Annotated in this window: 14 protein-coding genes and 1 pseudogene; 7 read left to right on the top strand and 8 right to left on the bottom strand. The window is 60.3% G+C overall.

The genetic code is table 11. The features are described 5' to 3' along the window. Positions 1-106 precede the first annotated feature (106 nt). Both ACM6IK_RS14430 and ACM6IK_RS14425 read right to left on the bottom strand, forming a co-directional pair. Positions 107-745: pseudogene (locus ACM6IK_RS14430) on the bottom strand (PAS domain-containing protein); the annotation flags it as partial. Between the two features lie 207 nt (positions 746-952). Next, positions 953-2,266, bottom strand: a complete 1,314-nt coding sequence (locus ACM6IK_RS14425) for an MFS transporter (RefSeq protein ID WP_414874876.1) — start codon at positions 2,264-2,266, stop codon at positions 953-955. Positions 2,267-2,467: 201 nt separating this feature from the next. On the opposite strand from ACM6IK_RS14425, the gene ACM6IK_RS14420 reads away from it, so the two are divergent. From ACM6IK_RS14420 to ACM6IK_RS14410, 3 genes are all read left to right on the top strand, one after another. Further along, positions 2,468-3,886 carry a short-chain fatty acid transporter gene (locus tag ACM6IK_RS14420; protein ID WP_414874875.1) on the top strand — a complete coding sequence of 473 codons (1,419 nt, stop codon included), beginning with the start codon at positions 2,468-2,470 and terminating at the stop codon, positions 3,884-3,886. 93 nt (positions 3,887-3,979) lie between these two features. Beyond that, entirely contained in the window at positions 3,980-5,152 is a 1,173-nt protein-coding gene (locus tag ACM6IK_RS14415) for a hypothetical protein (protein ID WP_414874874.1), read from the top strand. A gap of 144 nt (positions 5,153-5,296) precedes the next feature. Then, positions 5,297-5,818: an SET domain-containing protein-lysine N-methyltransferase gene (locus ACM6IK_RS14410; protein ID WP_414874873.1), complete on the top strand. Its 522-nt coding sequence runs from the start codon at positions 5,297-5,299 to the stop codon at positions 5,816-5,818. Positions 5,819-5,824: 6 nt separating this feature from the next. On the opposite strand, the gene can is transcribed toward ACM6IK_RS14410, so the two are convergent. Further along, a complete protein-coding gene (gene can / locus ACM6IK_RS14405) occupies positions 5,825-6,469 on the bottom strand; it encodes a carbonate dehydratase (protein ID WP_223549122.1) in 645 nt (214 codons plus the stop codon). A gap of 182 nt (positions 6,470-6,651) precedes the next feature. Here can and ACM6IK_RS14400 point away from each other — a divergent pair, with 182 nt between their 5' ends. Continuing rightward, positions 6,652-7,056, top strand: a complete 405-nt coding sequence (locus tag ACM6IK_RS14400) for a serine kinase/phosphatase (protein WP_414874872.1) — start codon at positions 6,652-6,654, stop codon at positions 7,054-7,056. Positions 7,057-7,169: 113 nt separating this feature from the next. On the opposite strand, the gene rimI is transcribed toward ACM6IK_RS14400, so the two are convergent. Further along, complete coding sequence (gene rimI, locus ACM6IK_RS14395; RefSeq protein ID WP_414874871.1) at positions 7,170-7,622, bottom strand: ribosomal protein S18-alanine N-acetyltransferase; 453 nt, start codon at positions 7,620-7,622, stop codon at positions 7,170-7,172. Further along, on the bottom strand, positions 7,615-8,361 hold the full coding sequence (locus tag ACM6IK_RS14390) for an energy transducer TonB (RefSeq protein WP_414875252.1): 747 nt from the start codon (positions 8,359-8,361) through the stop codon (positions 7,615-7,617). Before ACM6IK_RS14390 ends, rimI begins: the two co-directional genes overlap by 8 nt. 238 nt (positions 8,362-8,599) lie before the next feature. Between ACM6IK_RS14390 and mksB the strand changes: the two genes are divergently transcribed. From mksB to mksF, 3 genes are read left to right on the top strand one after another with little or no spacing between them, the layout of a single operon-like run. Beyond that, positions 8,600-9,877: an Mks condensin complex protein MksB gene (gene mksB / locus ACM6IK_RS14385; protein ID WP_414874870.1), complete on the top strand. Its 1,278-nt coding sequence runs from the start codon at positions 8,600-8,602 to the stop codon at positions 9,875-9,877. Beyond that, positions 9,867-10,568, top strand: coding sequence for an Mks condensin complex protein MksE (mksE, locus tag ACM6IK_RS14380; protein ID WP_414874869.1), 702 nt, complete (start codon positions 9,867-9,869; stop codon positions 10,566-10,568). Before mksB ends, mksE begins: the two co-directional genes overlap by 11 nt. Then, positions 10,565-13,405: an Mks condensin complex protein MksF gene (mksF, locus tag ACM6IK_RS14375; RefSeq protein WP_414874868.1), complete on the top strand. Its 2,841-nt coding sequence runs from the start codon at positions 10,565-10,567 to the stop codon at positions 13,403-13,405. Before mksE ends, mksF begins: the two co-directional genes overlap by 4 nt. 210 nt (positions 13,406-13,615) lie before the next feature. Here mksF and ACM6IK_RS14370 read toward each other — a convergent pair whose 3' ends face one another. From ACM6IK_RS14370 to ACM6IK_RS14360, 3 genes are read right to left on the bottom strand one after another with little or no spacing between them, the layout of a single operon-like run. Next, on the bottom strand, positions 13,616-15,919 hold the full coding sequence (locus ACM6IK_RS14370) for an intermembrane transport protein PqiB (RefSeq protein ID WP_414874867.1): 2,304 nt from the start codon (positions 15,917-15,919) through the stop codon (positions 13,616-13,618). Beyond that, entirely contained in the window at positions 15,912-16,535 is a 624-nt protein-coding gene (locus tag ACM6IK_RS14365) for a paraquat-inducible protein A (protein WP_108214827.1), read from the bottom strand. Before ACM6IK_RS14365 ends, ACM6IK_RS14370 begins: the two co-directional genes overlap by 8 nt. Then, positions 16,522-17,181, bottom strand: a complete 660-nt coding sequence (locus ACM6IK_RS14360; protein WP_218426598.1) for a paraquat-inducible protein A — start codon at positions 17,179-17,181, stop codon at positions 16,522-16,524. The genes ACM6IK_RS14365 and ACM6IK_RS14360 overlap by 14 nt, the downstream gene beginning before the upstream one ends. Positions 17,182-17,278: the final 97 nt, after the last annotated feature.

Raw genomic sequence — 17,278 nt, 5'->3', positions numbered from 1 at the left:
CGGTTTGCTGCGAGGTGCTGTAGGCAATGTTGGCGGCCTCGGCGACGGCTTGTTCCTGATTGACCTGATCGGTAATCACCGTGGCGAACTTCACCACCTTGTAGAGCCTGTTGTTGGCATCGACCACCGGATTGTAGGACGCCTCCAGCCAGACCGTACGACCGTGGCTGTCGACACGCTTGAAACGGTCGGCCACGTACTCGCCCGCGTTCAGGCGACGCCAGAAGTCCTGGTACTCGGCACTGTTGTACTCCTCCGGCAGGCAGAAGGTGCGGTGATGTTTGCCTTTGATCTGCGCCAGGCTGTAACCCATGCCACTGAGGAAGCGGTCGTTGGCGGTCAGCACGTTGCCGTTGAGGTCGAATTCGATCACCGCCGTGGAGCGCACCAGTGCGCCGATCAGGTTCTCGTGCTCGCGGGAGGCCTCGATGGTGCGGGTCAGGTCGCTGGAGAAGATCGAAAAATACTTGATCCGCCCATCGGCCGAGCGCACCGGTTGCAGAATCGAACGCAACCAGGCTTCCTGGCCCGTACCGCGCAACAGGCGCACTGCGCCGGCGAAGTGCTCGCCACGGGTCAGCGCGTGCTTGAAACGCTGCTGGAATTCGTCGAACTTCACGTGATCCGGGACGAAGTCGTCGATGTGTCGGCCGATCAGGTCACCGCTCTTGTAGTGCATTTCGCCAAGGAAGTTCTGATTGACCGACTGAACCCGTCCATCGCTGTCGAGAGTCAGTACCAGCATCTCGCTTTCCAGACTTTCCTTCACTTGCTGGAGGCTGGAGAGTTCTTCACGAAGAGCCGACAGCTCCTGCTTCAAGCGTTTGTTGAACATGGGAATGCACCGATGGACAGGGGTAGAAAGCGATACGCAACCTAACCATCGGCCTTGGAAACATTTACTTAAGCGTGTTTCAGGCTTGTCCTGTAAAAATAGTTACGACGCACAAAATCAATGCGCGCCAGCAGTGGAACAGCCTGCGATTCTCGGCATCCGTGCACCGAAATAAGCCGCACTGCCCACGCCTACCGCGCCCATCACCGCACTGAACATCACGCAGATCCAGGGACTCCATGGCATCAGACCGATCAACAACAGCGGTGTGACACTCGCCCACGCGGCGTAGGCAATGTTGTAGGTGAACGAGATACCCGAGACGCGAATCCGCGCCGGGAACAGGCTGACCATTACCGATGGCACCGCGCCGACCACCCCGCAGGACAGCCCTGCCACGGCGTAGGCCAGGCCGAGCCAGTCACCGCCCGTGATCAGGCAGGCATACAGCACGCCGATGCCCAGCGGCAGCAACAGGCTATAGAGCATCACCGTGCGCCAGGCGCCGATGCGGTCGACCAGCAGCCCGGCGAGCACGCAGCCGATGTTCAAGAACACGATGCCCAGCGCGCTCAAGGCAAAGGTATGGCTGGCGGTCATGCCAAAGGTTTTCTGCATCATGGTCGGGGTGATGACCACGAACACCACCACGGCCGAGGTCAGCACACAGGTGAGGATCATCGCTGGCAAAATGGCCAGGCGATGCTCGCGCAAGACCGTGTGCAGCGGCAGTTCGCCGGCCGCCTCCCGTTGCGCCTGCATGGCCATGAACACCGGGGTTTCGCTGAGCCAGCGACGCAGCCAGACACCAATCACCCCAAACACGCCGCCGAGCAGGAACGGGTAACGCCAGGCGTAATCGAGGATTTCCTCCGGGGTGAATGCCTGCGCCAGGAAGGTCGCGGTCAATGCGCCGATCAAATAGCCGAAGGTCAGTCCCGCCTGCAGGAAACCCAGGGCATAGCCGCGATGGGCGACGGGGGCATGCTCGGCGACGAATACCCAGGCACTCGGCACTTCGCCGCCCACTGCCGCCCCCTGGAGAATGCGCAGGGCCAACAGCAGTAACGGTGCCCAATAACCGATCTGCGCGTAAGTCGGCATGATCCCGATCAGCAGGCAGGGCAGCGCCATCATCAGGATGCTCAGGCTGAAGACTTTCTTGCGCCCCAATCGGTCGGCGAAGTGCGCCATCAGGATGCCGCCCAATGGTCGCGCCAGGTAGCCGGTGACGAAAATCCCGAAGCTTTGCAGCAGGCGTAGCCACTCGGGCATTTCCGGCGGGAAGAACAGCTGGCTGAGGGTCAGGGCGAAAAACACGAAGATGATGAAATCGTAGATTTCCAGCGCCCCGCCGAGGGCGGCAAGCCCCAGGGTCTTGTAGTCCGAGCGGCTGAACGGCGCCGCGCGTGAATCGGTGTTGGCAGTCATGTAAAGAACTCTGGCACAGGCAAAAACCAAGGCGCCCATGGTCTACGCAAATGCACCGGCGGACAACCCGTTAGACCAAAGTCCCATTGCCACGAAACAGCCCCGCAAAAATCCTCGGCTTGAATTAATGTTGACGTCTGTCCAGACGGGCGGTTACTGCCCCGAAGACCATAACAAACATAAAAATCCGAGGTAATCCCCGTGGCCGCTGATATCGAAGATAGCCGCTCCGCCCGCTTTGCCCTGCGCTGCTCAAGCTTTGCCGAACGCTGGTTTCCCGACTCCTGGGTGTTTGCTGCCCTGGCGGTGATTATCGTGGCCCTGGCCACCATGGCGATGGGTGCCAAGCCCACCGACGCCGCCATGGCCTTTGGCGATGGCTTCTGGAGCCTGATCCCGTTCACCATGCAGATGGCCTTCGTGGTGATCGGCGGTTATGTGGTCGCCAGTTCGCCGCCAGCGGTGAAACTGATCGACCGACTGGCAAAGCTCCCGAAAAACGGCCGCTCCGCCGTGGCCTGGGTCGCGCTGATCTCGATGGTCGCGTCACTGCTGAACTGGGGCTTGTCCCTGGTGTTCGGCGGTTTGTTGGTGCGCGCCCTCGCCCGTCGTACGGACCTGAAAATGGACTATCGCGCCGCTGGTGCCGCCGCGTACCTGGGTCTCGGTGCCGTGTGGGCCTTGGGCCTGTCGTCGTCCGCCGCGCAATTGCAGGCCAACCCGGCGAGCCTGCCGCCGTCGATTCTGTCGATCACCGGGGTGATTCCATTCACCCAGACGATCTTTCTCTGGCAGTCCGGTGTGATGTTGCTGGCCTTGATCGTCATCTCGCTGATCATTGCCTACGCCACCGCCCCCGGCCCGAATTCGGCGCGTGACGCCAAAGCCTGTGGTGTCGACCCCAGTTTCAACCTGCCACCGCTGCAACCACGCACCCGTCCCGGCGAATGGCTGGAATACAGCCCGCTGCTGATGATCCTGTTGGTGCTGCTGGCCGCTGGCTGGCTATTCCACGAGTTCTCGACCAAACCGGCGATCAGTGCGATTTCCGGGCTGAACACCTACAACTTCCTGTTCATCATGCTCGGTGCCTTGCTGCACTGGCGTCCGCGCAGCTTTCTGGACGCCGTGGCCCGTGCGGTGCCGACCACTACCGGCGTGCTGATCCAGTTCCCGCTCTACGGTTCGATCGCGGCGCTGATGACCACGGTCAAGGGTGCCGATGCGCAGACCCTGGCCCATCACATCTCGACCTTTTTCGTCAGCATTGCCTCCCACGACACCTACGCGCTGCTGATGGGCGTGTATTCGGCGATTCTCGGCTTCTTCATTCCGTCCGGCGGCGGCAAATGGATCATCGAAGCACCGTACGTGATGCAAGTGGCCAATGACCTGAACTACCATCTGGGCTGGGCGGTGCAGATCTACAACGCCGCCGAAGCCCTGCCCAACCTGATCAACCCGTTCTACATGTTGCCGCTGCTGGGCGTGCTGGGGTTGAAGGCGCGGGACTTGATCGGCTTCTCGTTCGTGCAATTGCTGGTACACACGCCATTGGTGCTAGTGTTGTTATGGGCACTGGGGACGACGCTGGCGTATTTGCCGCCGGTAATGCCGTAACCATAAAAAGGGCCGATATTGATATCGGCCCTTTTTGTTCCGCCCTGTCTGTTTCAGTATCTGCTGGACTTATACGCTGAAAAGGATCTGAGCATGTTCAAACTCGCGGCATTCACTCTCGCAGCCCTCACCCTGAGCACCACCGCCCACGCCGATGCCAACTTGAAGCTGGGCACTACCGAACGTGTTACCCGCCTCTTCGCCTACCCCAACAATTGCAACGTGATCTGCTTTCGCAACTGGACGCTTGAGCAAACCGTCGAGCACTACCTGACCCAGAGCGTGCAGCGCGATGGCTACGGTGACGCGAAGGTTCTGGTCAAAACCGATAACGGTCAGCTCCACGCAGAAATCCTCGGCGTGCCCAACGGCTATGAAAAACCTTTGGCAGCGCTACTCGATGCCGGTGACCTGGCCTATAACGGCGCCAGCAAACTGAATGCCGATGGCAAGTGGGCGTACAGCTGGTATCTGTTCCTGCCGCTGGGCATGGCCCTGGAAAACCGCAAAAGCGTCGAGCTGCTGCACTTCCCGCCCGACTATTCGTTGACCCAGGCCCAGGATTACCTGAAGTCCGCCACCACCGATCGTTGGGCCACGCTGCTCACCGCCAATGGCATCCCGGTCGAGCAGACGCCCGGCTTTCAGACCATTGTCGACATCGCCCCTATCGCCGCCCCATCCAACGCCGGCAAGGACCTGGAGGGCGTCTACAGCTACTTCAACGACTACCAGACCACCATGGTCAGGAACGTCAGCCTGCACGCCAGCGGTGAAGCATTGCCAATGGTCGCCTTCGGCGCGCCGGTGCGTAACTGGATCAAGCAACAATACGGGGCGACCGTGAACGTGCTGGGCCTGGCGACGATCAGCCCGGGTGACGGGGTGAAAGTGCGGGTGCTGGGCTCCAACCACCCGAGCTACATCTGGTACGCCGCCGATCCGGCGAACTATTCCGGCAATGATGCCAAGGCCAAGGCCGATGCGGCGGGCCTGAAAGTCATGGGCCAGGATTTGAGCGCCGCGTGCTGGCAGGCCGTCATGGGCAGCCAACCGGACAGTAATGCCGATGTCGAGCTGAAAACCTGCACGCAAACCTGGCAAGTGGCCGAGAAGGAAAAAACCTGCACGCTGTTCTACACCTCGATTCGCAACCTGACGCCGGGACAGGCGGCGGCCAAATGTTCGACTGCACCGGTCCAGCTGCAGCTCAAACAGCTCAAGGCGCCAGCGCCGGCCACGGCCCTGCCCGCTCCACCGCTATAAACCGATGGCTGGCAGTCGACCTGTCAGTTATGACAGTAGACTGCCCGCGATATCTGCGAGAGGCTTGGGCCGTACCCATGTGCTGCGGCGCTGACAGGATCGTCAGCCGATGGAAGTCGCAGCACCCAGCCGACAAGGAACGTTATGAAAGCCAATGCACTGCGCAAGTCTCTCGCACCGCCGCAGGGTGTTTACCCTTTTGTGGCGTTGCCCCTTCACCTCGGGTTTCCATCCCTGGCCGATTTCGAGATTCTCTCGAACGACAAAGGCACGCCGATGGCCGTAGCAGCACTGCGCGAGTTTCCCCGCATCAGTCGAGTCTGCCGGGTATCGGGGCATTTGCTGCCCTATCGCAGCCAACATACCCGCCAGCTGGCGCCCGATGTTCACGTCTATGACCCGCGCTTCTGCGGGCTGCTGCGCCACTCTTGCGACCCGAACGTGTTTCTGGACATGAGTGAGCTGTGGTTATGGGCGCTGAAGGACATTCAGAAAGGCGACTGGCTGTCGATGGATTACGCTGCCACGGAAGACAAGCTGCTGCGCCAGTTCGCCTGCCACTGCGGTTCGTATAACTGCCGGGGCTGGATCACCGGCTACGATGAAGCGCCGAACGCCGACGGCCAACCGTTTTTGCAACAGTGGCGTCGGCAGAGTCTGCGCTGAGGAACTTTACAGGGGCTCGAACGGACGCAGGCGGTACTGCGGCGGCAGTTGCTCGAAACCGCTAATGGTCGCATTCAGGCTCTTCCAGCGGCCATCCTTGATGCCATAAATGCAGCCGTGGATCGACAGGCTCTGCCCGCGGTGCCAGGCGTTTTGCACAATACTGGTGTGACCGACGTTGGCCACCTGCTGGATTACATTGAGCTCGCAAAGACGGTCGACCCGTTCTTCTTCGGTGGCCAGTTTGGCCAGTTCTTCGCGCTTTTCGTAATACAGGTCGCGAATCGAGCGCAGCCAGCCGTCGATCAGGCCGAACTGACGATCCTGCATCGAGGCGCGCACACCACCGCAGCCATAATGACCGGTGACAAGGATGTGTTTGACCTTGAGCACATCGACCGCGTACTGAATCACCGACAGGCAGTTGAGGTCGGTGTGCAGTACCACGTTGGCCACATTACGGTGTACGAACAGATCGCCCGGCAGCATGCCGACGATCTCGTTGGCCGGCACCCGGGCATCGGAACAGCCGATCCACAGGAACTCCGGAGTCTGTTGGCGAGCCAGCTTGGCGAAGAAGTCAGGATCTTGCTCCTTGATCGCAGCGGCCCAACGCTCGTTGTTATCAATCAGATCTTGTAATTCGTTCATGCAATGAAGCCTCGAGAATAATGCGCTTCTTTGACAGACGACCGCCCGTCGGGGTCACGCGCATAATGCAGTTGCCCCTGATGCCCTGATTCCTGCTACGGCCAGCCGACGCTCCATGCCGGTGGAATTCTCATGAACCCGATGGGTCTACCTTAGTAAGGCCCACAGTATGAGGTATTGCCATGAATGATTCACGACGTCCGTACGATGCGGTGCAACCGGAACCCATCGATGACAACGAAGACCGCATGGGCTCGGTGCGTGAGCTGGATTTCGATGAAGGAGAGCCCGGCGCAAGAATCGGCGACGAATTGCCGGACGGGGAGCGCGAGCAACTGATGCCTCGTCGGCGCATACGTGAAGCGGGCCTGACCGGTGCCTCGACCGGAAACCATCAACCTACCGACGATGACTTGAGCCCGGAAACCCTGATCCGTGAAGACGGCGCCAGGGATGCCCATGAGGCCGGTAAGGACAGTCGGGCCGACTGGGACTTGAGCATTGTCGATGGCCATGACATCGGCGGTGGCGGCGGGCTGGATGAGGCAGAACTGGCGCGGCGCCATCCGATGGACGGTGAGCCCTGAGAGGACGCCTTCGCGAGCAGGCTCGCTCCCACAGGGTTCGCGCCGGTCACAAAATTCGTGTAGTCAACTCAGATCCATTGTGGGAGCGAGCCTGCTCGCGAAGCTTTTGAGGCTTAATCCACCAAAGTACAGGCCATGACCACCGCATCTTCGCGACCACCCACCGCCGGGTAGTAATCCCGGCGCCGGCCGATCTCGTTGAAACCATAACGCTCGTACAGCTTGAACGCCGCGGTATTGCTGTCGCGCACTTCCAGGAAACACTCCCGGGCGTCGGCCTTGTAGGCAATCGCCATCAAATGCTCAAGCAATGTCAGCCCCAGGCCACGGCCCTGGTTTTCCGGCTTGACCGTAATGTTCAACAGATGAGCCTCGTCGAGGATGATCTGCACCACACCGTGGCCCACCTGTTGCTGACCTTCGAACATCAGCCAGATCTGATACTTGCCCAGACCATCGAGGAAAATCCCGCGAGTCCAGGGATGGCTGTAGGCCGCGTATTCGATTTTCAGTACAGTTTCCAGGTCCGCCTCGTTCATCGGGCGAAACGATACAGCGTCACTCATTCGATTCTTTCCAGCGCGCCATCAGCCGGCGCATGGCTTGCCAGACATCAGCCTTACGCTGTGGCTCTTCCATTAATAATTCCAGGCCCGGCACCGCCCAGGCCGAGCCCAGGCCTTCGATCTGCAACTCGCGATTGAACGCTTCGGCATCCGCCTCGCCGGCAAATCGCACCGCGGGCAAGCCGATCAGCCACAAGCAGGCGCAGGGCGTTTCTTCCATGCGCACCGAGAGGAAACCTTGCACGAAGTCGCGGGCCGCTTCCGGGCCCTGATCCATCGTGCCACGCACCAGCAACGGCCAGCGTACAGGCTCACCGACGATCTGCGGGCTGTCCGGCAGACCGGCGGCGCGCAGCATGTCCTTGAGCAACAGGTAAGCAGGATCGCGGCTCTGGAAGGATTCGCCCGTAGGTAACTCCACCAGCAGCAGGCAACGCCCGGCTCGCAACAATTGCAGGGCGAAACGCGGCGGCGGCACGATCGGGGCCTTGACCACGACCGGCGCCTCTTCAGCCTCTTCCACCAGTTTGGCACCGGTGCGCGTGCTTGCCAACGATGGGCGCGGCACCTCGATCTTCGCCCGCTCGGCCGGCTTGGCCACAGGCGCCACGGGCGTCTGGGCCACAACAGCGGGCACGACAGGCGCGACCACAACCGGCTCTGGCATGTCCAGCAGCTCGGGCCGCGACGGCGCGGCAAAGGGCAATTCGGTGCGCGGCAGCCAGTTGACCACCTGCATGGCGGCCAGATAAGCGCGACGACGGGACTCGATAAGCAAAGGTCGGCCACTTGTGGATAACTAAAGTGCGCTGATTCTACCGCCGTTCGCTCAAGATCGCCCGCGCTGTTGATCGATAGACTTCACCGATAGTCTTTCCACCTATGAAAAATGGCGACAGCCCGTCCCGAGAGTGAATCGCATCGCGCCCGATGCAGTACAATCGCGGCTTTTAATCGCCAACCAGCCGGCCATTCCGATGATCGAACCCAAGCGCGTCTTGCGCGCCCTCGCTGAACACTGGGCACTTCTGGAGCCACTGTGCGAGCACTTCGACCAAGGCACACTGAGCCTCAACGAATTGCGTTCACAGTTGGCCGCCCAGCAACTCGACAGTACGCCGCAGGACATCACCAGCCTGCTCGACGTGTGGATTCGCCTCGACATTCTGGTTCCCGTGGCCAAAAGCCCGAACCGTTTCGAGCTCAATGCGCAGATTCACGACTTCCTCGCCTATCTGCGCCGTGAACACCGCCTGGGCCTGTGCCTGGAGATCGAAGCCTACCTGCGTCACCTGGAGCGTCTGGCCGGTTATATCCAGGACGCATTCGATATCCGCGATGGCAATGACCTCGCCCGCCAATTGCGTCTGCTCGACATGCGCGTGCGCGACGTACTGAAAAAACTCGATAACGACGAACAGGCACTGGTGGCCGTCGCCGAACGGGCAAAAACCAGCGACCGGCAGATTCCGTTGCGCCAGCGTTACGCTGAAGTGCTGGCGACCTGGGACGAATACGTCGAGCCGATGATTGATCTGGTGAACGCCGACGGCGCCTTCGAACAAGGCGTGCGCAAGGTCGAAACCGTCCTGCTGAAGATGCTCAGCGAGCAGCAGCGCCTCGGCCACCTGGTCGACGACGACATGCTGCTGCGCACCCACGCGCGCATCCTCGAAATGCAGACCAGCGCTCAACTGACCCTGCGCCATGCCCGCGAACTGCTCCTGCCGCTGCGTGAAGAAGCGCGCCGGCACAACGCCGTGACCCGTGGTGCCGCATTGGCCCTGTCGATGATCCGCCGTAAAGGCATCGACGCCGTGCCGCAAGCGGCGATGCCGATGTTCACTCGCCCGCAGAGCACCTTCCTCGGCAGCGCCAGTCAGGTCGAAGCCTACGTTTACGCCCTGGCGCGCTTCGAACCGAAACCGGCGCGCTTCCCCAAGGCCCACAAGACCCAGAAAGGCGAAGCCCCGCGTGCGCCGCGCACGGTTCGGGAAATGCTCGAGCGCTGCGAAGACGCCCTGCCGATGCCGGACCTGATGACCTGGCTGCTGGAGCAGGAACCGGACGGCGCCACCGACGAATTGCTGTACTGGTTCTCGCGTCTGTCGCGGGAAAAACGCTTCACGCGCGAGCGTCTGGAGCGTCGCGAATACCATACCCACGAGCATCAGGTCAGCCTGCGCTCCTTCGCCCTGCTCTCGGTCAGCGACACCGCCGCCGAGGATTCTGCGAGCACTCCTTATGCATCTTGATCTATCCGAACTGTCCCATCTGGCACCGATCTTTCGCGAACTGTTCAAGGGTTACCACGTCAGCCGCCGCGATCCGGAGTTGTACACACAGTTGTCGAACTTTCAGGACCAATACCGCACGCTGTTCAAGGCCCTGGGCTTTGAACTGGTCTGCGACACCCGCGGCTTCTACTACTTCGTGCCGGACCTCGCGGCGGCGGCGGTGAACAAGACTGCCCAGCGTCTGGCGCTGTTCACCTTCATCCTCGTCGAGCACCTGGCCGACCAGGGCCGCGACCCGATCGCCGTGCTCGACGGCGGCAGCCTCGGACGCGATGAGCTGCCGTCGTTGCTGGAAAAATACCGCGACCTGTTCATCCAGGCCGAAGTGCAGACCCAGGACGAGCTGGAAGAAAAGATCATGCGCCGCATGACTCAACTCGGCTTCGCCAGCGAAGAAACCGGTGTCTACCGCTTCCTGCCGCCAATGCACCGTTTCCTTGATGTGTGCCTGTCGGTGCAACAGGACCGTGATCTGGCCGCCAGTCTGCACAGCGTCCTGCCGTTGCCGGTGCCTGTGCTGATCGACGACGACAGCGACGAAAAACTGCTGCAGACCGATGACCCGCTCGACCTCGCAGAATTTGAAGATGAAAGCGAAGAAGATGCCCTGGCCCGCGCCATCGCCGAAGAACAGGAGCTCGACGCATGAGCAAGGAACGTTACGGCATCCGCCGCTTTGCCCTTTTGAACACCGCCGGCTATAGCCTCGGCCTGTTCCCGCTGGAAGAGCCGCTGTCGGTGTACGGCGCCAACAACCTCGGTAAATCCGCCTCGATCAACGCCTTGCAGTTCCCGATCCTGGCGCGCATGTCGGACATGAGCTTCGGCAAATACAGCCTGGAGCAGTCCCGGCGCTTCTACTTCGCCTCGGACACCAGCTACATCCTGGTGGAAGTGAACCTGCCCCACGGTCCCCACGTGATCGGCGTGGTCGGTCGCGGCCCGGGCGGCGGTTTCGGTCACCAGTTCTTTGCCTATGCCGGCAAACTGGACCTGGCCCACTACCAGAAAAACGACACCTGCCTGCGCCAGAAAGAACTCTTCACCAACCTTGAACGCGAAGGCCTGAAAGCGTACGAGCTCAAGCCGGATGAGCTGCGCCGTTTGCTGGTCGGTGGCCACACCTCGATCCCGCTGGACCTGACGCTGATACCGCTGCGCTCCACCAGCGAGCAGAGCCTGAAGACCTTCCGCGCGCTGTTCATCAACCTGCTGCACATGCGCGAAATCACCGCGGCCAAGCTCAAGCAGCTGTTCCTCGATGCCTTCGAGCACAGCCTGCGTTCCGGCAGCGTCGATTACATCGCCGCGTGCGAAGAAGCGTTCCGCGATGTACGCCGCATGGAGCAGGACTACAACTCGCTGGTCGCCGCCGGCCCGCTGGTCGAAGCCCTGGCCAACGGTGTGAAGCAACGCGACATCCTGCGCGGCAAACTGCACCGGATCTCGCCCCTGCTCGACTCCTTGCTGGGTACCTGGTCGGACTACGCCAGTGCGCGCAAGGAAGAGCTGACCATTCAGGCCGAGCACTACCGCAACGAGCAGGACGCCCTGCAAAACGATCAGCGCGGCGGCACTCAGGAACTGATGCGCCTGGAGCGGGAAATCACCGGCATCCAGCGCTGGCTCGGCGAATTGTCGGTGCTCAAGCATCGCTTTGCCCTGATCGATGACGTCAAGGTGCTGGAACAGCAACTGCTGGCGGCGAAGGACGCCCACGACGAACTCGCCGGCGCACTGGCGCAATCCCGCCAGTTCAGCGCCGAAGACCTCGAAGAACGTCTGCGCGATCTGGAAAAACGCCTGAAGTCAGTCAAACAGCAACTCGATCACGCCGACAACAACAGCTACGCCCGCCTGCGCGAAGAATTCTCGCAGCAAGACGTCGAGCGCCTGATGCGCCTGTTCAACAGCGCGCTGTTCAGCCTGCCATTGGGCGAACACGGCATCACCCTCGACGACGACGGCGAGTGGGTCAAATCCGTGGAGCTGATCCTCGACGGTTTCAAAGGTGAACGCTTCGAAGTGCCGGGGCTGTCCATCGACATCTCGCACATCGAACCTCCGGCATTGCAGGCCCTGGCTGACCGTGCGGCATTGCGCGATCAGAAAGAGCGCCTGGAAAAAGAACTCAAGCAACTGAAAACCCAGCAGGCAGTGGCCGCCGACCGCGCCGCGAGCAAGACCCAGACCGAAGCGCTGTACCAGCAGGTGCTGGATGCGCAGAAAGCTCTGGAAGACTTCCGCCGCGCGCAAACCCTGAGCGCCGAGGAAGGCGACAAGCTGGAACAGTTGGCGCAGATGGAAGCCGCGCAAGACGAATTGAAGCGCTCCAGCGATGCCTTCACCGAGCGTGTCCAGCAACTGTCGGCCAAGCTGCAACTGGTCGGCCGGCAGATCGGTGACATGGAAGCCAAGCAACGCACCCTCGACGACGCCCTGCGCCGCCGTCAGTTGCTGCCGGCGGACCTACCGTTCGGCACACCGTTCATGGACCCGATCGACGATTCGATGGACAACCTGCTGCCGTTGCTCAATGACTATCAGGACAGCTGGCAAGGTCTGCTGCGCGCCGATGGCCAGATCGAAGCGCTGTACGCTCAGGTGCGCCTCAAGGGCGTGGCCAAGTTCGACAGCGAAGACGATATGGAGCGTCGCCTGCAACTGTTGATCAACGCCTATGCGCACCGTACCGATGAAGCCCTGACCCTGGGCAAGGCTCGTCGTGCCGCCGTGACGGACATCGCCCGGACCCTGCGCAACATCCGCAGCGACTACGACAGCCTCGAACACCAGCTGGCACTGTTCAACCGCGAGATCAACAAACGCCAGGTCTCCAACCTGCAAAGCTTCCGCATCGTGCTCGCGCCGAACAAGGAAGCGCTCAAGCACATCGACCAGATCATCCACAGTGCCGGCCAGTACGAAGAAGGCGAAACCCTGTCGGTGTTCGATCTGAGCCAGAGTGCGGAACAGGACAACAAGAACGAAGAGGCCAAGGAATACCTGGCGCGGCTGGTGGCAGCCAACCACAACCAGCTCGGCCTCAAGGATTTGTTCGAACTGGCGTTCGAGATCACCAAGGTCAACGGTCAACCGGTGATCCACACCGACATCGACGGCGCCGCCTCCAACGGCACCACCATGACCATCAAGGCGCTGACCAACATGTACTTGTTGTTGCACTTGATGGACCGTGACCAGGCCGGTCGCGTGCGCCTGCCGTACTACCTCGACGAGGCGGCGGACATCGATGAGAAGAACCAGGCCGCCTTGCTGGAAACCAGCCTGCAACTGGGCTTCGTGCCAATCCTGGCGAGCGTGAAGCCGCAGGTCTGCGCCAGTGTCGCCATCGACCTGGAAGGCGGCAGCGGCCCGGCCGGCATCTACATCGACGAGGCGGACTGGAAGTACATCCGTCGTCACGATCAGGTAAAGGCGACGGTCAACCAACAAGCGGATGAACCGGAGCTGGATGCGGTCTGAGGCTTGAATCGAAGGCAATAAAAAAGGCCGCGGTCCAAAATGGATCGCGGCCTTTTTCATGCGCATCTTTTAGCGGTATTGGCGAGTTTTAAGGCCCTATCGCGAGCAAGCTCGCTCCCACAGGAGTTGCGGTGAAACAAACACCACTAAACCCTGTGGGAGCGAGCTTGCTCGCGATGGCGTCATTACAGACGCCCAATCAATTTCCAGTCATTTACCCAGGCTGATTTTCGGCGCCCAGCCCAGCCATTCCTCCTCAAACTTGTCAAACAGCGCGAACGTCTGCTCCGGTTGCGCCGGGCCGCCCATGCGCTCACCGTCCGGTGTGGCAAAGGCGACACCGCCCTGAATCATCGTCTCCAGGGATTCAGTGCGCACCGTTGCGCCTTTGAACAGGCCGACATCGAAGTCGAAACCGCTGGTGTTCCAGAACCGCGTGCCGCTGCGTACCAGTGGCGCGTACTTCGGCTCGATCAGGATATGGATCAGGACACGATCAGCAGTCTGGCCCAGTTCATAACCCGTCACCTTGCCCACGGTGATTTCGCGATACGTCACCGGCACGCCGGCCTTCAGCGATCCGCGACGAGCGGCGCTGAGCACCAGACTCAATCCCGCTTCCTGCTTGGCGGTTTCCGGAGCGGCGACCAAAGCGACAAAGTTCTTCTGCGGTCCCAGATTTTTCGCTGCCGGTTGCACCTCGATGTATTGCCCGGTCACCAGGGTTTCGAGATTGGACGTCTTGATCAGGCCCAGCTCAGGCTTGACCACCCAGAACTGACTGCCGACCCGGGCGATGCGTTCCGGCACTTCGGTAATCCGCGCGGTCAGCAGTACCGATTGCAGGTCGTCACTCAGGTCAACGTCCTCGATCTTGCCAACATCCAAGCCCTTGAAGCGAATCGGCGTGCCCGTACGCAAACCATCGGCGCGGTCCACCTTGATGCTGATCACCTCGCCCTTTTGCGTGGCGTCGTCACGGCTGGCAAACAAGCGGAAACGTGGAATGCGCTTGCGTAGCGGCGCCTTGGCTTCCGGGGTTTCAAAGGCAATCCCGCCAGCCATCAAGCTTTGCAGCGACTCACTTTTGACTTGAATCCCACCGGTCAGTCCGCCCGTGAGCGTGATGCCGCTGGCATTCCAGAAGCGTGTCGAGGCGTTGACCAGATCCTCGTATTCCTTCTCGATGTGCACGCCGATGATCAACTGCTTTTTGGTGCGCGAGAACTGATAGCTCTGTACCGAACCGACCTTGACCTGTTTGTAGAGAACCGGACTGCCGACTTCCAGCGAACCAAGGTTTTCGGTGAACAACACCAGGTGCAGGCCCGGTGCACGCAGATCCAGCGGCGGCGCCTTGGCCCGTGCCACAAACTCCCGTTGTGGAGCCGAACCCTTGTCGCCAGGCCGCACAGCGATGTAGTTACCTTTGACCAGCGCTTCCAGGCCGGTAATCCCCGCCAGGGAAATCGACGGTTTGACCACCCAGAATTGCGTACCGTCCACCAGGTAATCTTCGGCCAATGGGTCCATCGTCAATTCGGCAGTGGCCCCGGACAGATCAGGATCGACCTTCAGCGCCTTCAGATTGCCGACCTGAATGCCTTTGTACATCACCGGCGTACGACCGGCCTGCAAACCCTCGAAGTCGCTGAGCTTGACCTTGACCCGGATACCGGCCGCCGCTGCATCGAAGTCTTCGTAGAGTCTGAACGGCAGGCTTGGGTCGGTAGGCGGGCTGTCCTTGCGGTTTTCAGGCGTAGCGAACGCAATACCACCGGCGACGATGCTGGCCAACGACTCGCTACGCACTTTCACACCGGACAGATTGGCGTCGATGCTGATGCCGCTGGCGTTCCAGAAACGTGTGTGTTTGCGTACCAGTTTGGCGTAAGTCGGCTCGATGAAGACCTTGAGCTCGACAGTACTCTGGTCCTCGGACAGCACGTAGCTCTTGATCTGGCCTACCTTGATCTGTTTGTAGAACACCGGGCTGCCGCGGTTCAACGAACCCAGGCGATCAGCCTTGATGGTCAGGTGCAGACCCGGCTGGGCATCGGAGAGCGGCGGCTCCTGGGCCAGGGCCTTGAACTTGCGGACGGGCTCGCCTTCCCCCGGGCTGATGGCGACATAGTTACCTGAAACCAGCGTCTCAAGACCGGTAATCCCTGCCAATGTCACGCTCGGCTTGACCAGCCAGAAACGCGTACTGGTTCGCAGGTATGGCTCCACATCCTTGTTCATTTCAATACTGGCGATCACACCTTTGGAACTGCCCTCATCATCGAGCTTGAGGCTTTTGACCTTACCGACTGGCATGCCTTTATAGACCACTTCGGTCTTGTTGGCCTGAATGCCTTCGCCACTCTCAAAACGCACCTGAATCTCGATGCCGGTCTCGTTATAAGCACGCCAGCCGAGCCAGCCGCCAATGATCAAGGCGATCAGGGGCAGCACCCAAATGGCAGACCAGTTCGAGGCCGGTCGGGTTTTCGCTACAGGCAAATCAGTCATGGTCGTCGTCCGACTCCGTGTTATCCCAAATCAGTCGGGGATCGAATGTTACTGCGGCAAGCATCGTCAGAATCACCACAGTGGCGAAGGCGATGGCGCCAAGATTGGCTTCGATGCTGGCAAGCCGCCCAAAATTCACGACCGCCACGAGGATGGCGATCACAAAGATATCGAGCATCGACCAACGGCCGATGAATTCAATGAAACGGTACATCCAGATACGCTGGCGAGCCGAAAGGGGCTGACGGCGCTGCACGGAAAACAGCAGCAGAGCGATGCCTACCAGCTTGAAGGTGGGCACCAGGATACTGGCGATAAACACCACCGCCGCAATGGGGATCATTCCGTAGTGCACCAACTCGATCACACCCGCCATGATCGTGCTGGGCGCACCTTTGCCCAAGGAGTTCACGGTCATGATCGGCAACAAATTGGCCGGTATGTAAAGAATGGCGGCGGTAATCAGCAATGCCCAGGTGCGCACCAGGCTATTGGGGCTGCGGGCATGCACCAGTGCTCCGCAGCGTGTACAGACTTGCTCATCGCTATCAGCTTCCTGCCTGTTCAATTCATGACATTCCTTGCAAATCAGAATGCCTGCATCAATCGCCCGCATGGGCATCCTCTCCTGATAACGCTTGCCAGATCTGGTGAGGCGACATTACGACCTCCAGCCAGACTTGAATCAGCAACAAACCGATGAAGCACGCCAAGCCGAGGCCTACGGTGATGGCTGCCATATCTGCCAGTTTGACGATCGCCACGAGTACGCCCATGAAGTAAACCTCGAGCATCCCCCATTCGCGGATATGGTGATAAATGCGATAGAGCAACAAGCCGTAGCTGCGTCCGACATCAAAACGGATACTCAACAATACGGCCAATTGACACAGCAGCTTGAGCAGCGGGATCCCCATGCTGCACAGGAACACGATCACTGAAACGCTTTGCATGCCCGTATCAAAAAGGGCTACAACACCGCTCCAGACAGTGTCTTGCGAAGATTGCCCGAGCAGATTGAGTTGCATGATGGGTAAAAAGTTCGCCGGAATAAACAACAACAAGGCGGCGACAACCAAGGCAAGACTGCGCTGTACGACGTTGTAGCGATGGGCATAAAGCTCGTAGCCACAGCGCGGGCACAAGGCTTTTTCGCCGTGGGCGAGTTCGGGCTTACGCATCAGCAGGTCGCACTCATGGCAGGCGACCAGATTTTCTAGTGGTAATTCTGACAGCTCTTTGGCGTCAACCGAATCCGGCATAAGCGCTCTGACTCTGAAAAAGTTGGTCCTATTCTAGTGTCCCGGGACAAAAATAACTGCGCCAATTTGTGCTTGATTGCCCGTGCTTTTTCTACGC

The sequence above is a fragment of the Pseudomonas sp. IT-196MI5 genome (assembly GCF_949767415.1).
Taxonomy (GTDB): domain Bacteria; phylum Pseudomonadota; class Gammaproteobacteria; order Pseudomonadales; family Pseudomonadaceae; genus Aquipseudomonas.
The sequence above is the reverse complement of the archived record's forward strand: the minus strand, read 5'-3'. Positions and strand labels throughout refer to the sequence as shown.